This is a genomic window from Streptomyces sp. NPDC058045 (genome assembly GCF_042885635.1).
In the GTDB taxonomy this organism is placed as follows: domain Bacteria; phylum Actinomycetota; class Actinomycetes; order Streptomycetales; family Streptomycetaceae; genus Streptomyces.
This window is the reverse complement of sequence record NZ_JBHVRR010000015.1, coordinates 61,930-76,829: the sequence shown is the minus strand read 5'-3', so window position 1 is coordinate 76,829 and position 14,900 is coordinate 61,930. Positions and strand designations below refer to the sequence as shown.

General features: G+C 72.9%; 15 protein-coding genes. 9 read left to right on the top strand and 6 right to left on the bottom strand.

The window, feature by feature from the left end:
- The first annotated feature begins 77 nt into the window (after nucleotides 1-77).
- The gene (locus tag ACFVST_RS12390; RefSeq protein WP_390149594.1) at nucleotides 78-1,109 is read left to right on the top strand and encodes an SAM-dependent methyltransferase; all 1,032 of its coding nucleotides are present in this window, start codon (nucleotides 78-80) and stop codon (nucleotides 1,107-1,109) included.
- Here ACFVST_RS12390 and ACFVST_RS12385 read toward each other — a convergent pair.
- Nucleotides 1,074-2,225 carry an NADH-quinone oxidoreductase subunit D gene (locus ACFVST_RS12385; RefSeq protein ID WP_390149592.1) on the bottom strand — a complete coding sequence of 384 codons (1,152 nt, stop codon included), beginning with the start codon at nucleotides 2,223-2,225 and terminating at the stop codon, nucleotides 1,074-1,076. The genes ACFVST_RS12390 and ACFVST_RS12385 overlap by 36 nt on opposite strands.
- A gap of 31 nt (nucleotides 2,226-2,256) precedes the next feature.
- Between ACFVST_RS12385 and ACFVST_RS12380 the strand changes: the two genes are divergently transcribed.
- Entirely contained in the window at nucleotides 2,257-2,763 is a 507-nt protein-coding gene (locus ACFVST_RS12380; protein ID WP_390149591.1) for a PH domain-containing protein, read from the top strand.
- The gene (locus ACFVST_RS12375) at nucleotides 2,760-4,073 is read left to right on the top strand and encodes a PH domain-containing protein (RefSeq protein WP_390149589.1); all 1,314 of its coding nucleotides are present in this window, start codon (nucleotides 2,760-2,762) and stop codon (nucleotides 4,071-4,073) included. Before ACFVST_RS12380 ends, ACFVST_RS12375 begins: the two co-directional genes overlap by 4 nt.
- Nucleotides 4,074-4,130: 57 nt before the next feature.
- Here ACFVST_RS12375 and ACFVST_RS12370 read toward each other — a convergent pair whose 3' ends face one another.
- Together ACFVST_RS12370 and ACFVST_RS12365 are read right to left on the bottom strand one after the other, a co-directional pair.
- Nucleotides 4,131-5,090 carry a hypothetical protein gene (locus ACFVST_RS12370; RefSeq protein WP_390149587.1) on the bottom strand — a complete coding sequence of 320 codons (960 nt, stop codon included), beginning with the start codon at nucleotides 5,088-5,090 and terminating at the stop codon, nucleotides 4,131-4,133.
- 72 nt (nucleotides 5,091-5,162) lie between these two features.
- Nucleotides 5,163-6,278: an alpha/beta hydrolase gene (locus tag ACFVST_RS12365; protein WP_390149585.1), complete on the bottom strand. Its 1,116-nt coding sequence runs from the start codon at nucleotides 6,276-6,278 to the stop codon at nucleotides 5,163-5,165.
- A 130-nt stretch (nucleotides 6,279-6,408) separates the two neighbouring features.
- Between ACFVST_RS12365 and ACFVST_RS12360 the strand changes: the two genes are divergently transcribed.
- The 6 genes from ACFVST_RS12360 (at nucleotide 6,409) to ACFVST_RS12335 (ending at nucleotide 11,355) form a co-directional block, all read left to right on the top strand.
- Nucleotides 6,409-8,301 (top strand): phosphatidylglycerol lysyltransferase domain-containing protein, encoded by a 1,893-nt coding sequence (locus tag ACFVST_RS12360; protein ID WP_390149582.1) that lies wholly within the window; start codon nucleotides 6,409-6,411, stop codon nucleotides 8,299-8,301.
- The gene (folP, locus tag ACFVST_RS12355; RefSeq protein WP_390149580.1) at nucleotides 8,298-9,161 is read left to right on the top strand and encodes a dihydropteroate synthase; all 864 of its coding nucleotides are present in this window, start codon (nucleotides 8,298-8,300) and stop codon (nucleotides 9,159-9,161) included. The genes ACFVST_RS12360 and folP overlap by 4 nt, the downstream gene beginning before the upstream one ends.
- Complete coding sequence (locus tag ACFVST_RS12350) at nucleotides 9,158-9,649, top strand: nuclear transport factor 2 family protein (protein ID WP_390149578.1); 492 nt, start codon at nucleotides 9,158-9,160, stop codon at nucleotides 9,647-9,649. The genes folP and ACFVST_RS12350 overlap by 4 nt, the downstream gene beginning before the upstream one ends.
- 144 nt (nucleotides 9,650-9,793) lie before the next feature.
- A complete protein-coding gene (gene folB, locus ACFVST_RS12345) occupies nucleotides 9,794-10,153 on the top strand; it encodes a dihydroneopterin aldolase (protein WP_390149576.1) in 360 nt (119 codons plus the stop codon).
- A complete protein-coding gene (gene folK, locus ACFVST_RS12340; RefSeq protein WP_390149574.1) occupies nucleotides 10,150-10,761 on the top strand; it encodes a 2-amino-4-hydroxy-6-hydroxymethyldihydropteridine diphosphokinase in 612 nt (203 codons plus the stop codon). Before folB ends, folK begins: the two co-directional genes overlap by 4 nt.
- Before the next feature lie 105 nt (nucleotides 10,762-10,866).
- The gene (locus ACFVST_RS12335) at nucleotides 10,867-11,355 is read left to right on the top strand and encodes a DUF3180 domain-containing protein (protein ID WP_390149572.1); all 489 of its coding nucleotides are present in this window, start codon (nucleotides 10,867-10,869) and stop codon (nucleotides 11,353-11,355) included.
- Between the two features lie 13 nt (nucleotides 11,356-11,368).
- Here the strand turns inward: ACFVST_RS12335 and folE are convergent, their stop codons facing one another.
- The 3 genes from folE to hpt form a co-directional block, all read right to left on the bottom strand.
- Complete coding sequence (gene folE / locus ACFVST_RS12330) at nucleotides 11,369-11,974, bottom strand: GTP cyclohydrolase I FolE (RefSeq protein ID WP_390149570.1); 606 nt, start codon at nucleotides 11,972-11,974, stop codon at nucleotides 11,369-11,371.
- A gap of 105 nt (nucleotides 11,975-12,079) precedes the next feature.
- The gene (gene ftsH, locus ACFVST_RS12325; protein ID WP_390149568.1) at nucleotides 12,080-14,125 is read right to left on the bottom strand and encodes an ATP-dependent zinc metalloprotease FtsH; all 2,046 of its coding nucleotides are present in this window, start codon (nucleotides 14,123-14,125) and stop codon (nucleotides 12,080-12,082) included.
- A gap of 185 nt (nucleotides 14,126-14,310) precedes the next feature.
- Complete coding sequence (gene hpt, locus ACFVST_RS12320) at nucleotides 14,311-14,871, bottom strand: hypoxanthine phosphoribosyltransferase (protein WP_390149566.1); 561 nt, start codon at nucleotides 14,869-14,871, stop codon at nucleotides 14,311-14,313.
- Between the last annotated feature and the right edge of the window lie 29 nt (nucleotides 14,872-14,900).

Below are 14,900 nucleotides of genomic sequence, written 5' to 3'. Positions count from 1 at the left end.
GGGTCAACCGGAGGGCCGATCCCTGCCCCCGGCACCTACTCCCCAAGGTGGAGGGCCGCCCGCCTACCCTTCGACGGGTGACCAGGACACCAGCGCCGCGCACCTGGCGGGCCGCCGCCGAGGACGCCCTCTACGGCCCCGGCGGCTTCTATCTGCGGCCCGAGGGCGGCCCCGCCGCCCACTTCCGCACCTCGGTGCACGCCTCCCCGCTCTTCGCGGGCGCCGTGGCGGAGCTGCTGTGCCGGGTGGACGTCGCGCTGGGCCGGCCCGCCGCGCTGGACTTCGTGGATCTGGGCGCGGGCCGCGGCGAGTTGGTCACCGCCGTACTCGCCGCTCTGGAGCCCGGGGTGCGGGAGCGGCTGCGGGCGTACGCGGTGGAGCGGGCGCCGCGGCCGGCGGGCACCGATCCCCGGATCCGGTGGACCGACGAGCCGCCGTCCGGCGCGTCCGGGCTGCTCTTCGCCAACGAGTGGCTGGACAACGTCCCGCTGGACGTGGTGGAGACCGGTGCGGACGGCGAGCCCCGGCTGGTCCTGGTGGACGCGGAGGGCGAGGAGAGCGTGGGCGGCGCGGTCGGTGCCGAGGACGCAGAGTGGCTGGCGCGGTGGTGGCCGGTGGGGCGCGCGCCGGGGCTGCGGGCGGAGATCGGGCGGCCCCGGGACACGGCCTGGGCGGCGGCCGTCGGCAGCCTGGAGCGGGGCCTGGCGGTGGCGGTGGACTACGGGCACACGCGGGGCGCCCGGCCGCCGTACGGCAGTCTCACCGGGTTCCGGGCGGGGCGGGAGACGCGGCCGGTGCCGGACGGGTCCTGCGATCTGACCGCGCATGTGGCGCTGGACGCCTGCCTGCTGCCCGGCGGCCGGCTGCGCACCCAGCGCGGCGCGCTCACCGCCCTCGGGCTGTCCGGCGCCCGCCCGCCGCTGGCACTGGCCGGCACCGACCCGGCCGGGTACGTACGGGCGCTGGCGCGGGCCGGGGAGGCGGCGGAGCTGACGGCGCGCGGCGGGCTCGGGGACTTCGGCTGGCTGCTCCAGCCGGTGGGCCTGCCCGCGGACCGGGCGTGGTCCGTACCGCTACTTGTCGATGTCGCCGACGACGAAGAAGAGTGAGCCGAGGATCGCGACCATGTCCGCGACCAGCGTCCCCGGCAGCAGCTCGGTCAGCGCCTGGATGTTGTTGAAGGACGCGGACCGCAGCTTCAGCCGGTACGGCGTCTTCTCGCCCTTGGACACCAGGTAGTAGCCGTTGATGCCGAGGGGGTTCTCGGTCCAGGCGTAGGTATGGCCCTCGGGTGCCTTGAGGACTTTCGGCAGGCGCTGGTTGACCGGACCGGGCGGCAGTTCGGCGAGCCGCGACAGGCAGGCGTCGGCCAGGTCGAGCGCGATACGGGTCTGCTCCAGCAGGCACTCGAACCGGGCCAGGCAGTCCCCCTCGGCCCTGGTCACCACCTTCAGCGTGTCCGCCAGCTCCCCGTACGCCAGATACGGCTCGTCCCGCCGCAGGTCGAAGTCGACGCCGGAGGCGCGGGCGATGGGGCCGCTCACCCCGTAGGCGTGCACGGCCGCCGCGTCCAGTACGCCCACGCCGCGGGTGCGGGCGCGGAAGATCTCGTTGCCGAGGACCAGGTCGTCGTAGACGTCCATCCGGGAGCGGACCCCGGCGACCGCCTCGCGGGCGCGGCCGGTCCAGCCGGCCGGGATGTCCTCCTTGAGGCCGCCGACCCGGTTGAACATGTAGTGCATCCGCCCGCCGGACACCTCCTCCATCACCGCCTGGAGTTCCTCGCGCTCCGTGAACGCGTAGAAGACGGGCGTGATGCCGCCCAGCTCCAGCGGGTACGAGCCGAGGAACATCAGATGGTTGAGGACGCGGTTCAGCTCGGCGAGCAGGGTGCGCAGCCACACCGCGCGCTCGGGCACCTCCATCCCCAGCATCCGCTCCACGGCGAGCACCACGCCCAGCTCGTTGGAGAAGGCGGAGAGCCAGTCGTGCCGGTTGGCCAGCACGATGATCTGGCGGTAGTCGCGCGCCTCGAAGAGCTTCTCCGCGCCGCGGTGCATATAGCCGATGACGGGCTCCGCCTCGGCGATCCGCTCCCCGTCCAGCACCAGTCTCAGCCGCAGCACACCGTGCGTCGACGGATGCTGCGGCCCGATGTTCAGCACCATGTCGGTGCTCTCTGCGGCACCGCCGATACCGACCGTGGTCTGCGTCGTGGGACTCATACGCCCAGTCTCCCCTACGTACGCTTGCCTCATGGAGACGGGGACGGGCGGGGAGCCGGGCGGGGGCGGGGGCCGGGAGCCGCGGTGGGTGGGGCTGCCCGCCGGGCTGCTGCGGATGCGGCGGCTGCTGCTGGCGCTGTGGCTGGGGCCGCTCACGGTGACCGCCGCCGTGGTACCGGGCGTCCTCCTCGGCCCGCTGTGGGCGCTGTGCGCGGCCGCCCCCGCCGCGGCCCTCCTCTGGGCGTGGCTGCTGCTGGGCCGCAACTGGCGTTCCTGGCGCTACGCGGAGCGCGCCGACGACCTGCTGATCAGCCGCGGTGTCCTCTGGCACCGGGAGACCGTGGTGCCGTACGGGCGGATGCAGTTGGTGGAGGTGACCTCGGGGCCGGTGGAGCGTCAATTCGGGCTGGCGGGGCTCCAGTTGCACACCGCGGCCGCCGCGACCGACGCCCGGGTCCCCGGTCTGCTGCCCGGTGAGGCGGAGCGGCTGCGGGACCGGCTCACCGAGCTGGGCGAGGCCAGATCGGCCGGGCTGTGAGCGGGGAACCGTCCGGCGGGGAGCCCGCCCGCGAGCACCGGCTGCACCCGGTGACACCGCTGCGCCGGGCCTGGGCGCCGATCGCCGTGGTCATCGGCTGGGCGGTGCACGACCCGGCGCAGGCCCAGCACCATCTGGCCCGGCTCACCCTCACCACCGTCCTCGGCCTGCTCGCCGCCCTCCTCCTGGCGGCCGGCCTGTACGGCTTTCTGAGCTGGTGGTTCACCCACTACGCGGTGACCGGCGGCGAACTCCGCATCCGTACCGGCCTGTTGTTCCGCCGTACCGCGCACATCCGGCTCGACCGGTTGCAGGCGGTGGATCTGACGCAGCCGCTGCCGGCGCGGGTGGCGGGCGTGGCCAAGCTGCGGCTCGATGTGATCGGCACCGCGAAGAAGGACGAGCTGGCCTATCTCGCCGAGGGCCGGGCGCGCGCTCTGCGGGCCGAACTCCTGGCCCGCGCCGCCGGGTTCGCCCCCGAGACGGCGGGCGGGGTGGGCGAGGCCCCGGCCCGGCCGCTGCTGCGGGTGCCGCCGCGGATGCTGGTGCTCTCGGTCCTGCTGACCGGCGCGGCCTGGGGCCCGGTCCTCGCCGCGCTGACGGTGCCGCCGCTGCTGTGGCTGTACCTGCGCAGCCCGTGGACGGTGCTCGCGGTCGCGCTGCCGATGCTGAGCGTCGCGGGCGCCGCCAGCTTCGGCCGCTTCGCCGTCGGCTACGACTGGACGGTGGGCACCTCGCCGGACGGGCTGCGGCTCGACCACGGCCTGCTGGACCGCTCACACGAGACGGTGCCGCCGGGCCGGGTGCAGGCGGTGCGGCTGGTGACACCACTGCTGTGGCGGCGGCTGGACTGGGTACGGGTGGAGCTGGACGTGGCGGGCTCCGACAACTCCGTGCTGGTGCCGGTCGCTTCACGGCCGCAGGCGGAGGAACTGGTGGCGCGGGTGCTGCCGGGCGTCGCGGTGCCGCGGCACTTCACCCGGCCGCCCGCCCGGGCCCGCTACCGGCTGCCGCTGTGGTGGCGGGGCCACGGACTGGCCGTGGACGAGGCGGTGTTCGCCGCCCGGCAGGGCCTGCTCCAGCACCGGGTGAGCCTGGTCCCGCACGCCAAGGTGCAGAGCGTCCGCCTGGTCCGGGGCCCCTGGGCGCGGGCCCTGCGACTGGCCGAACTCCGCGTGGACACCGGCGCGAACACCACCGTACGGGCCAGGGTGCGGGACGCCTCGCAGGCGGCGGAGCTGCTGTACGCCCAGGCCGACCGCTCCCGCACCGGGCGCCGGCTGGCGGGACCGGACCGGTGGATGTCCTGAGCTGTGCCCAAGTGCGGTCGGCAGCAGGGGACTTGAGAGGGGGAGACACCCCCTGGGTCAGACCGCGCCGCGGAGTGCCGCCAGGTCCATCTGCTCGGTCTCGTCGTGCGCCGTCAGGTCGATGACCTCCTCGGCGCTCCGGCCGTCCGGGGCGCCGGAGTCCTCCTCCGCCTGATGCTCGGCGAGCGCCTCCTCGCCCACCACATCGGCGAGGTCCGCGTGCTGCACCGACTCCAGTGCGGCGGACGGGTCGGACTTGGTACCGAAGTAGTCGAAGCCGCCGGTGAGGGCGGGGCGGCGGGGCGCGGCGGCGATGCCCGGCTGCGCCCGGTGCCCGGTGGTTCCGGCGGCCGCGCGCCGGTGCCCGGCCGCCGCGTCCTTCCCCTGCTCCCCCGCCTCCCGACCGGTGCCGCGCTCGGGGAGCGGGATGCCGTGCGGCGGGACCCGGTGGGTGGCGGGCCGGGGCGGGGCCAGCCGGTCCAGGGCGCGGTTGGCGCGCAGATAGAGCGAGGGCCGCAGGGCGGGCGGGCTGGACGACGAGGTCAGTGCCGGGGTGGGGGCGGCGGCCTCGATGGCGAGTTGCCGGCGGCCCTCCAGGGCGCTGGCGCGTTCCGTCTCGGCGTTGGCGTAGCGGCGCAGCAGGGCCGCGTGTTCGCCGCGCAGCCCGGCGAGTTCGGCCCGCTTGGCGCGCAGTTTCTGCTCCAGCTTGGCGCGTACCTCGCGGGATTCCTCCAGGTCGCCTTCGAGTTCGGCCACGCGCTCCTCGTGCTGCCAGGCGTCGCTGGCGCGGCCCCGGGTGAGGTCCGCGACCCGCTTGCCCGCGGTGAGGTCCCAGCCGCGCATCACGACCGCGCCGACCACCGCGGCGAAAGCGGCGACGGACGCCAGACCGCGCAGCGGCAGCGTCCGGTCGACGAACCAGCAGGCGGCGCCGCACGCGACGGACACGCCCGCGATCACCGAGGGCGGCAGCAGCCGGTGCAGGGGCGGGGAATGGCGGTGACGTCCACGTGGCATGGCCAGAAACTTACCGCGCGTACGCCGCCCTTGGTGCCGGAGCCCCGCAATTCCCCAGCCTCCGGCCCCGGTTCAGCCACCGCTGAGACGGCCGCCCAGCCACTCCAGCGCGGCCGGGATCTCCCGCCGCCAGGTGTTGAAGTTGTGGCCGCCGGTGTCCAGCACGATGGACGAGATCCGGGTGGGGCCGCGGTGCCGTACGAGGTTCACGAAGGCGCGGGTGGCACGGTAGTTGCGCTCCCCGTGCCGGCTGGTGGTGACCAGCAGCGAGGTGCGCGGCGCGGGCCCGTGCCGCATCGACCACATCAGGTCGGCGTGGTTCCGCGCCGACTGGTCGCCGCGGAAGAGGTCGCCGGTGGTGGGGTCCTCGGGCGCCTTGTAGTAGGGGGAGAGGCCGGCGCCCGCCGCGTACCGGCCGGGGTGGTGCACGGCCAGCTTCAGGGCGCAGTAGCCGCCGGTGGAGTCGCCGATGACGCCCCAGGAGTGCGGGGCGCGGGCCACCCGGTAGTGCCCGGCGACGGCCCGCGGCACATCCTCCGCGAGGAAGGTCTCGGTCTGCGGGCCGCCGGGCACGTCCACGCACTCGGTGTCCCGCGGCGGCACCACGGTGGGCCGCATCATCACCAGCACCATGGGCGGCATCCGGCTCCCGCGTACCAGGCGCTGCGCGGTCTGCGGGTAGTGCAGGCCGTTGACCAGGGCGGCGGCGGTGCCGGGGTAGCCGGTGAGGACGACGGCGGCGGGGAAGGTGTGCTGCCGGTAGCGCTGCTGGAAGTACTCCGGCGGCAGGTACAGCAGGGCCGGGGAGGAGATGCGGGAGACGGCGCCGGTGATCCGGATGCGCTGGATCTGCCCGCCGGCCGAGGGCGCGGAAGGGGACGCGGCGCTGACCGGCTCGGTGCCCAGCAGCCGCAGCGGGCCGCGGGCGGTCTGGTCCACCACCACGCCCTGCCCGGTCTCGGTGCCGAGGAGGTCGGACCAGGAGCCGTAGAAGCCGAAGTTCTGGTTGGCCGCCAGCAGCAGGGTGCAGAACAGCGCGGCCTGCGCCGCCAGCAGTACGCCCGTCCGGGCCGCGATCCACCGCCAGCCGCGGCCCGCGAACCGCGGCCACAGCCACACCGTGCCGCCGAACAGCAGCCCGGCCAGAGCCGCCGCCAAACCCAGCAGCGCGGTACTGGTAAGACCCATGGAGTGAGATTCCTGTCTTTTCCCGCCGGGACTGAACCCGGTGTCAATCCACGTCGTCCTAAGAAGGGCACTACTGCCGGAAAGCCGGACTAGGCTTCCGCCACCACTTCGCGCGGAATCACGGGATGCGATGTCTGTCAGGATAGATGGCGAAAAGTCAGGTCGGGTTGCGCGCCCGAGTCACCCGCTGCGGCGGGTACTTCGAGGCCCCCGCCCCTCCGCCGTACCCGCCTTCGCAGCCCGCGCCGGCACCCTCGTAGGCCTCCTGGACATCGCCGCCGGAGTCTTCCCCCGCTTCCGGCACAGCCGGATGCACACCCTGGCCGAGGTGCTGCCCGGCGCCCTCGGCCCGTTCGCCGCCGCGCTCTCGCTGAGCGCCGGCGTCCTGCTGCTGCTGCTCGCGCACGGGCTCAGACGCCGCAAGCGCCGCGCCTGGCGGGCCGCGGTGCTGCTGCTGCCGGCCGGCGCCGTCTCCCAGTTCGCCTACCGGCACTCGGTGCTCGGCGTCGTCATCTCGCTCGCCCTCTTCACCCTGCTGGTGCGCCACCGCGGCGAGTTCGCGGCGCTGCCCGACCCGCGCAGCCGCTGGCGCGCCCTCACCAACTTCCTTCTCACCGGCAGCGGTTCGGTCCTGCTCGGCCTGCTCGTGGTCAGCGCCCACCCCAGCCGCACCGTCGGCGACCCCGGCCTCTACGACCGCCTCGCCCACGTCCTGTACGGCCTCTTCGGCCTCGAAGGCCCCGTCGACTACACCGGCAACACCAGCTTCACGGTGGCCTTCTCGCTCGGCGCCCTCGGCCTGCTCACCGCCCTCACCACCAGCTATCTGGCGCTACGCCCCGAACACCCCGCGGCCCGGCTCACCGAGGACGACGAGGCCCGGCTGCGCGCCCTGCTCGCCAAGCACGGCCGGCGCGACTCCCTCGGCCACTTCGCGCTCCGCCGCGACAAGGGCGCCGTCTTCTCCCCCAGCGGCAAGGCCGCCGTCTGCTACCGCGTCGTCTCCGGTGTGATGCTCGCCAGCGGCGACCCGATCGGCGACGTCGAGGCCTGGCCCGGCGCCATCGAACGCTTCATGGACGAGGCCACCGCCCACTCCTGGACCCCCGCCGTCATGGGCTGCTCGGAGACCGGCGGCGAGGTGTGGACCCGCGAAACCGGCCTGGACGCACTGGAGATCGGCGACGAGGCCATCGTGGACACCGCCGGCTTCTCCCTCAGCGGCCGGGCCATGCGCAACGTCCGCCAGATGGTCACCCGCATCGAACGCGCCGGCTACCAGACCCGGGTACGCCGCGTCTCGGAACTCGACGAGCAGGAACTCGACTGCATCCGTCAGGCCTCCGACGACTGGCGCGGCACCGGCACCGAACGCGGCTTCTCCATGGCCCTGGGCCGCATCGGCGACCCGGCCGACGGGGACTGCCTCATCGCCACCGCCCACCGCGCCGACCCGGACGAGCCCGGCCCGCACGGCGACCTCAAGGCCGTACTGCACTTCGTGCCCTGGGGCGAGGACGGGGTCTCCCTGGACCTGATGCGCCGTGACCGTGCCGCCGACCCGGGCCTCAACGAGCTCCTGATCGTGGCCGCCCTGCGGGAGGCGCCCGGCCTCGGCATCAGCCGTGTCTCCCTGAACTTCGCCATGTTCCGCGCCGCCCTGGCCCGCGGCGAGAAGATCGGCGCCGGCCCCGTACTGCGGGCCTGGCGGGCCCTGCTGGTGTTCCTCTCCCGCTGGTTCCAGATCGAGTCCCTGTACCGCTTCAACGCCAAGTTCCGCCCCCGCTGGGAACCGCGCTTCGTGGTGTACCGCACCTCCCGCGACCTGCCCCGGATCGGGCTCGCCGCACTCCGCGCCGAAGGCTTCGTGCAGCTCGGCCTGCCCGCCGCGCTGCGCCGCCGCAGCCCCCAGCCGTGCCCCCACCACACCCCCGCCGCGGACGGCGCGGTGCCCCGCGGCCGTACCGCGCCCGACGACCAGCGGACCGGGGACTCCGGCCAGGGCTCTACGCTGGGGGTATGACTGAGCTGCGCAGCCCCGGCCGCCGAGTCGCAGGCCTGCCCGACTGGGACCGCTGTGCGGTGATGGGCGTCGTCAACGTCACCCCGGACTCCTTCTCCGACGGCGGCCGCTGGTTCGACACCACCCGCGCGGTCAAGCACGGCCTGGACCTCGTCACCGAGGGGGCCGACCTGATAGACGTCGGCGGCGAGTCCACCCGGCCCGGCGCCGCCCGCGTCGACGCCGCGGAGGAACTGCGCCGCGTGGTGCCCGTCGTCCGCCAACTCGCCGCCGAGGGCGTCACGGTGTCCGTCGACACCATGCGCGCCCGCGTCGCCGAGGAGTCCCTCGCCGCGGGCGCCGCCCTGGTCAACGACGTCAGCGGCGGCCTCGCCGACCCGGCGATGCTCCCCGTGGTGGCCGCGGCCGGCGCCCCGTTCGTCCTGATGCACTGGCGCGGCTTCCTGGAGGGCGCCACCGTGCACGGCGAGTACGCCGACGTGGTCGCCGAGGTCGTCGAGGAGTTGGCCGCGGGTCTGGAGCACGCCACCGCCGCCGGAATCGACCCCGAGCGGATAGTGGTCGACCCGGGCCTCGGCTTCTCCAAGGACGCCGAGCACGACCTCACCCTCCTCGCCCACCTCGACCGGCTGACCGCACTCGGCCGCCCCCTGCTGGTCGCCGCCTCCCGCAAACGTTTCCTCGGACGGGTGCTCGCCGGCCCCGACGGCGCCCCGCCGCCCGCCCGTGAACGCGACGCGGCCACCGCGGCCGTCTCCGCCCTCGCCGCCCGCCAGGGCGCCTGGGCGGTCCGGGTGCACGAGGTCCGCGCCACCGCGGACGCGGTGCGCGTCGTCCAGGCAGTGGAAGGAGCCCGGTGAGCGGCGCCCGTACCGACGCCGATCGCGTCCAGGACGCCAACACCGCCTACTACGAGGCCATGGAGCGCGGCGACTTCGACGCCCTCACCGCCCTCTGGCTCTCCGACGACCGGCCCGCCGTGTCCTGTGTGCACCCCGGCTGGCCCGTCCTCAGCGGCCGCGGCGAAGTTCTCAGGTCCTACGCGCTGATCATGGCGAACACCGAGTACATTCAGTTCTTCCTCACCGACGTCGAGGTCGACGTGGCCGGCGACACCGCGGTGGTCACCTGCACCGAGAACATCCTCAGCGGCGGCCCCGCCCCCGACGAGGGTGAGGAACTGGGGCCGCTGGTGGGCCAACTCGTCGTCGCCACCAATGTGTTCCTGCGCACCCCGGAGGGCTGGCGGCTCTGGTCCCACCACTCCTCCCCGGTCCTCGCCGAGTCCGACGACCAGGGCGGCTCCGGAGACCCGCCCGGCGGCGACCCGGACGGCAGCCCCGCCTGACCGGCCGCGAATCCCAGGCGGCGACCGCACTCCACCCCCCGAGCGCAGGCACCGCCGCGGTCCGGCGGTAGATTCGAACGTGCCCGCCGGGCCGGCCGCACCCGGCACCGGCCGGGCACACCGACTACTGCAGGAGTGATTCGCGTGGATCGTGTCGCGCTGCGTGGCCTCAAGGCCCGTGGGCACCACGGCGTCTTCCCCAGGGAACGCGAGGAGGGCCAGACCTTCATCGTGGACGTCGTCCTCGGCCTCGACATCCGTGCGGCCGCCGCCGATGACGACCTGGAGAAGACCGTGCACTACGGCGTCGTCGCCGAGGAGGTCGTCGCCGTCGTCAAGGGCGAACCGGTCGACCTCGTCGAGACCCTCGCGGAACGCATCGCGCAGACCTGTCTGAAGCACGAGACGGTGGCGGAGGTCGAGGTCTGCGTCCACAAGCCGGACGCCCCGATCTCCGTCCCGTTCGACGACGTGACCGTCACCATCACACGGAGGCGAGTATGAGCGCACCCTTCCCCACGGGGCCGAGCGACCCGACCGTCCAGCCCGTACCCGCCTCCGTGGTGGAACAGGTGGACGCCGCCGACACCACCCTCAGCAACCCGCGCCGGGCCGTGATAGCCCTCGGCAGCAATCTCGGCAACCGGCTGGAAACCCTCCAGGGCGCGGTCGACGCCCTCGGCGACACCCCGGGACTGCGCGTCAAAGCCGTCTCCCCCGTCTACGAGACGGAACCCTGGGGCGTCGAACCGGGCACCCAGCCCTCCTACTTCAACGCGGTCGCCGTGGTGAAGACCACCCTGCCGCCGTCCTCCCTGCTGGAGCGCGCCCACGCCGTCGAGGAGGCCTTCCACCGCGCCCGCGACGAGCACTGGGGCGCCCGCACCCTGGACGTCGACATCGTGACCTACGCCGAGGAGGTCTCCGAGGACCCGGTGCTGACCCTCCCCCACCCCCGCGCCCACCAGCGGGCCTTCGTCCTCGCGCCCTGGCACGACATCGAACCCGAGGCGCAGCTCCCCGGCCGCGGCCCCGTCGCCGGGCTGCTGGACGGCGTCACCCGACAGGGCGTCACGCCGCGCACCGACCTGGAACTCCACCTGCCCGAGTAGTCGTTAGGGTCTACCGGACGGGGCGCCCGGCGACGGCGCGCCCCGTGCCGGGACCGGACGACGGCGGCCCCGGTGCCGCGGCGCACCGGGCGGCGAAGGGGATTTGTGAAAGAGCTGCGCATCAGGGTCCTGGCCGGGCTGTTCCTCGGCGCCGGAGTGCTGGCCTGGGCCGGCGCCCGGCTGTGGGACTCGCTGGGGACCCTGCCCCGGGTGCCCGGCGCCGCACCCGTCGTACTGGCGGTGATCGCCGTCATCCTGCTCGCCACCGCGCTCTCGCTGCGCACCCGGCTGAAGGCGCAGCGGGAACGGCAGCCCGACGCCAAGGGCGTGGACCCGCTGGTGGCGGCCAGAGCCGTCGGCTTCGCCCAGGCCAGCGCCCTGGTCGCGGCCCTCGTCGCCGGCGGGTACGCCGGCACCGGCGTCTTCCTGCTGGAGTTCCTGGACATCCCGGCCCGCCGCGACCAGGCCATCACCGCCGGCTTCTCGGTCCTCGCCGGCCTCGGCGTGATAGCTGCCGCGCTGTTCCTGGAGCGGGTCTGCAGACTCCCCGACGACGAGGACGACGACCCGGACCACCCGCGCCGCCCGAACTGACCCCCGCGCCCGGCTACTTCGCCATGATGAGGCTCATCGCCTCGTTGCGGGTGGCCGGGTGCCTCAACTGCCCGCGCACCGCCGAGGTGATGGTCTTGGCTCCCGGCTTGCGCACCCCGCGCATCGTCATGCACATGTGCTCGCACTCGATGACCACGATCACCCCGCGCGGCTCCAGTATCTCCATCAGGGAGTCCGCGATCTGCGTGGTCAGCCGCTCCTGCACCTGCGGGCGGCGGGCGTAGACGTCGACCAGCCGGGCCAGCTTCGACAGACCGGTGATCTTCCCGTCGACGGACGGGATGTACCCGACGTGCGCCACCCCCACGAACGGCACCAGGTGGTGCTCGCAGGAACTCATCACCTCGATGTCCCGCACCAGCACCATCTCGTCGTGGCCCAGGTCGAAGGTGGTGGTGAGCACATCCTCCGGCTTCTGCCACAGCCCGGCGAATATCTCCCGGTACGCCCGCGCCACCCGGGCCGGAGTCTCCACCAGCCCCTCGCGGTCCGGATCCTCACCGACCGCGATCAACAGCTCCCGTACGGCGTCCGCCGCCCGCTTCTCGTCGAACTCGCCGATCCGGCTCCCACCGTCCAGCGTCACGGGGTCGATCATCGGTCCCTCGTTCCTGTGCTCAGTGCGCGGCCTCGGACACGACCGCGCCCCCCAAGGCTAGAACCTGGGGGGCGCGGTACACATTCCGGGCCGGTGTGGCCGCTGTCACGCCTCGGGGCGGTCCTCCGGCGAGGGCGCCTCGGCCGGCGGGAGCGGGCTGCTCTCGGTACCCGGGGAACCCTTGGTGAGGGAGGGCGGCGTGCCGTTGGCGCCGTTCGTCAGTGACAGCTCCTTGGGGGAGAGCACCGGCGGACGGGTCGACGGGGTGCGCCGCGAGGAACCGGTCCAGGCGGGCCGCGAGGGCCGCTTGACGATCGGCGCGAAGATCTCGGCGATCTCCTCCTTGCCCAGGGTCTCCCTCTCCAGGAGCTGGAGGACGAGGTTGTCGAGCACGTCGCGGTTCTCGACCAGGATCTCCCAGGCCTCGTTGTGCGCGTTCTCGATGAGCTTCTTGACCTCTTCGTCGACCAGCGCGGCGACCTCTTCCGAGTAGTCCCGCTGGTGCGCCATCTCCCGGCCGAGGAAGGGTTCGGTGTTGTCGCCGCCGAACTTGATGGCGCCGAGCCGCTCCGTCATGCCGTACTGGGTGACCATGGAGCGGGCCGTGGTGGTGGCCTTCTCGATGTCGTTGGCCGCGCCGGTGGTCGGGTCGTGGAAGACCAGCTCCTCCGCCGCCCGGCCGCCCAGCATGTAGGCGAGCTGGTCGAGCATCTCGTTGCGGGTGGTCGAGTACTTGTCCTCGTCGGGCAGCACCATGGTGTAGCCGAGGGCGCGGCCGCGGGACAGGATGGTGATCTTGTGCACCGGGTCGGAGTTGGGTGAGGCCGCCGCGACCAGGGCGTGACCGCCCTCGTGGTACGCGGTGATCTTCTTCTCCTTGTCCGACATGATCCGGGTCCGCTTCTGCGGGCCCGCGACCACCCGGTCGATCGCCTCGTCCAGCATCTGGTTGTCGATCAGCTTGCGGTCGCTGCGCGCGGTGAGCAGGGCGGCCTCGTTGAGGACGTTGCTCAGGTCGGCACCGGTGAAGCCGGGGGTGCGGCGGGCGACGGCCGAGAGGTCGACGTCCGGCGCGACCGGCTTGCCCTTCTGGTGGACCTTCAGGATCTCCAACCGGCCCTGCATGTCCGGGCGGTCGACGGCGATCTGCCGGTCGAAGCGGCCCGGCCGCAGCAGCGCCGGGTCGAGGATGTCGGGCCGGTTAGTGGCGGCGATCAGGATGACGCCGCCCTTCACGTCGAAGCCGTCCATCTCTACCAGGAGTTGGTTCAGCGTCTGCTCGCGCTCGTCGTGGCCGCCGCCGAGACCCGCACCGCGGTGCCGGCCGACGGCGTCGATCTCGTCGACGAAGACGATGGCCGGGGCGTTCGCCTTGGCCTGCTCGAACAGGTCGCGCACCCGGGAGGCGCCGACACCGACGAACATCTCCACGAAGTCGGAGCCGGAGATCGAGTAGAACGGCACCCCGGCCTCGCCGGCCACGGCGCGGGCCAGCAGGGTCTTGCCGGTGCCGGGCGGGCCGTACAGCAGCACGCCCTTGGGGATCTTGGCGCCGACGGCCTGGAACTTGGCCGGCTCCTGGAGGAACTCCTTGATCTCCTGGAGCTCCTCGACGGCCTCGTCGGAGCCCGCCACATCGGAGAAGGTCGTCTTCGGGGTGTCCTTGGTGATGAGCTTGGCCTTGGACTTCCCGAAGTTCATGACCCGGGAGCCGCCGCCCTGCATCTGGTTCATGACGAACAGGAAGACCAGGACGATGAGAATGATCGGCAGCAGGGAGAGCAGGAACCCGAAGAACGGGTTCTGCTTCGACGGCGAGACGGTGTAGCCGTCGGGGATCTGCTTGCTCTCGTACTTGGCCTGGAGGTCCTTGGCGAGATTGACGCCCTGGTCGCCGATGTAGCTCGCCTGGATCTTGCTGCTGCCGTCGACCTTCTGGCCGTTCTTCAGCTGGACCTTGATGGTCTGCTCGTCACCGGTGGTGAGCTTGGCCTGCTGGACCCTGTTGTTGTCGATCGCCTGGACGACCTGGCCCGTGTCCACCGTCTTGTAGCCGCCGGAAGAACCGACGACCTGCATCAACACGACCACGGCAAGGACGGCCAGCACGATCCACATGACGGGCCCACGGAAGTATCGCTTCACGTCCATCCATACGGAGCGGTGCCGCCCCGTCCCTCCTGCCATAGTGAGTCTGATAAAGAGTGTTCTTCGGACGGTACCCCAGCTTTGTCACCCGGGGCGCATGGGCGGTGGCCCAAACCCGTCTCCGCATCCTCCAACGGCGGAAGCACGCTCCGGGTTCCCGGCCGCTCCGCCCGCCCGGACGCTGTGTTTCAGCCGCCGTAGACGTGGGGGGCGAGCGTACCGACGAAGGGGAGATTGCGGTACTTCTCCGCGTAGTCCAGGCCGTAGCCCACGACGAACTCGCTGGGGATGTCGAAGCCGACCCACTCCACGTCGATGGAGACCTTGGCCGCCTCCGGCTTGCGCAGCAGGGTGCAGACCTTCAGCGAGGCCGGCTCGCGGGAGCCGAGGTTGGAGATCAGCCAGGACAGGGTGAGCCCGGAGTCGATGATGTCCTCGACGATCAGGACGTCGCGGCCCTTGATGTCGGTGTCGAGGTCCTTCAGGATCCGCACCACCCCGGAGGACTGGGTGCCCGCGCCGTAGGAGGACACCGCCATCCAGTCCATGGTGAGCGGGGTGGACAGGGCACGCGCCAGATCGGCCATGACCATCACCGCGCCCTTGAGGACTCCGACGATCAGCAGCTCCCGGCCCGCGTACTCCGCGTCGATCCTCGCGGCCAGCTCGGCCAGCTTGGCGTCGATCTCTTCCTTTGTGATGAGTACCGACTTGAGGTCGGTGCCCATGTCGTTCGCGTCCACCCGCATCACTTTCGGTCGTCCGAGCCGCTGTCAGC

Coding starts and splice junctions, on each gene's coding strand:
- ACFVST_RS12385 (WP_390149592.1), bottom strand. CDS start 2,225: ATGAGTCCCACGACGCAGACCACGGTCGGTATCGGCGGTGCCGCAGAG.
- ACFVST_RS12380 (WP_390149591.1), top strand. CDS start 2,257: ATGGAGACGGGGACGGGCGGGGAGCCGGGCGGGGGCGGGGGCCGGGAG.
- ACFVST_RS12370 (WP_390149587.1), bottom strand. CDS start 5,090: ATGCCACGTGGACGTCACCGCCATTCCCCGCCCCTGCACCGGCTGCTG.
- ACFVST_RS12365 (WP_390149585.1), bottom strand. CDS start 6,278: ATGGGTCTTACCAGTACCGCGCTGCTGGGTTTGGCGGCGGCTCTGGCC.
- ACFVST_RS12360 (WP_390149582.1), top strand. CDS start 6,409: ATGTCTGTCAGGATAGATGGCGAAAAGTCAGGTCGGGTTGCGCGCCCG.
- folP (WP_390149580.1), top strand. CDS start 8,298: ATGACTGAGCTGCGCAGCCCCGGCCGCCGAGTCGCAGGCCTGCCCGAC.
- folK (WP_390149574.1), top strand. CDS start 10,150: ATGAGCGCACCCTTCCCCACGGGGCCGAGCGACCCGACCGTCCAGCCC.
- folE (WP_390149570.1), bottom strand. CDS start 11,974: ATGATCGACCCCGTGACGCTGGACGGTGGGAGCCGGATCGGCGAGTTC.
- ftsH (WP_390149568.1), bottom strand. CDS start 14,125: ATGGACGTGAAGCGATACTTCCGTGGGCCCGTCATGTGGATCGTGCTG.
- hpt (WP_390149566.1), bottom strand. CDS start 14,871: ATGCGGGTGGACGCGAACGACATGGGCACCGACCTCAAGTCGGTACTC.